The sequence below is a fragment of the Alcanivorax sp. HI0044 genome (assembly GCF_001634945.1).
Genome location: NZ_LWEZ01000474.1, coordinates 1 through 1,139, shown reverse-complemented (window position 1 = coordinate 1,139; position 1,139 = coordinate 1). Strand labels below are relative to the sequence as shown.

The following is a 1,139-nucleotide window of genomic DNA, read 5'->3' as shown; positions in this document are numbered from 1 at the left end:
ATTCCTGGATGAACCCAAGGGCCATATCGCGGAAATTGATGATCAGGGCGAAGTACAGCTGATCGAAGTGAGCTGAGCTTCAAGTGACCACCGGGCGCGCAGGGATAGCAGCCCGGTTCACCACAAGCCCCCGTCACGTTAACGGTACAGGAGCATCAAGATGGACGTGTCCACCGCCTCGGCAACCGACGACCTCAGCCCGATGGAACCCGACCTGCATCCCCGGGTACGTATCGGCCAATTCAGTGACAGCGGCCCCAAGCTGCATAACCAGGACGCCCTGGCCATGCAGATACCGGAAGGCTCACTGATGCGTACCAAGGGCATTGTCGCCGCTCTGGCTGACGGGCTGTCCAGCGCCGGCGCCGCCCGCGAAGCGGCGGAATCCTGCGTTCTGGGCTTTATCAGCGACTATTACGCCACCCCGGCCCTGTGGAGCGTGCCCCGCTCCGCCCAACGTGTACTGGAAGCCTTGAACCGCTGGCTTTGTCGCCAGACCCTGGCCGGTGAGAGCCACTTGTGCACGCTGTCCCTGCTCATCCTTCGCTCGCGGACAGCGCACATTTTTCAGGTCGGCGACTCCCGCGTCTGGCGCATGCGCAATAACAAGCTGGAATGCCTGACCCGCGATCACAGCCGCATGATCGGTGCAAATCGGCAGGTGCTGACTCGGGTCATGGGCGGGGATACCCGACTGGACGTGGACTACAGCAGTAGCGATTTGCAGGTGGGCGATATTTATCTTTTGTCCAGCGATGGCGTACACGGCTTCCTGACACGCTCACGGATGCAGGGCATTCTGCGTGGTGCCAGCCAGCCGGAACTGGCCGCCCGTACGCTGGTGGAGGCCGCGCTGGCCAACGGCAGTGACGACAACCTGAGCTGCCAGGTGCTCCGTGTGGAAGGCCTGCCGGATGCCAGCGCCGACGAAACCCTGAAACAACGCGGCAGCCTGCCGCTGCCCCCGCCGCTCACACCCGGCATTCGTCTCGATGGCTTTACCGTAAAGCGCGAACTCTATGCCAGCGTGCGCAGCCATTTGTATCTGGTGGAAGATCAACACGGCAAACAGTCCGTACTCAAGACACCCTCCGTCAACCTGGAAGATGATCGCGATGCCCTGGAACGGTTTGTGATGG

The 1,139-nt window shown here is 61.8% G+C and carries 1 protein-coding gene; it reads left to right on the top strand.

The window, feature by feature from the left end; translation table 11 throughout:
- Positions 1 to 160 precede the first annotated feature (160 nt).
- Positions 161 to 1,139 (top strand): PP2C family serine/threonine-protein phosphatase (locus A3730_RS05765; protein WP_156500953.1); only part of this gene is annotated, 979 nt, incomplete at its 3' end.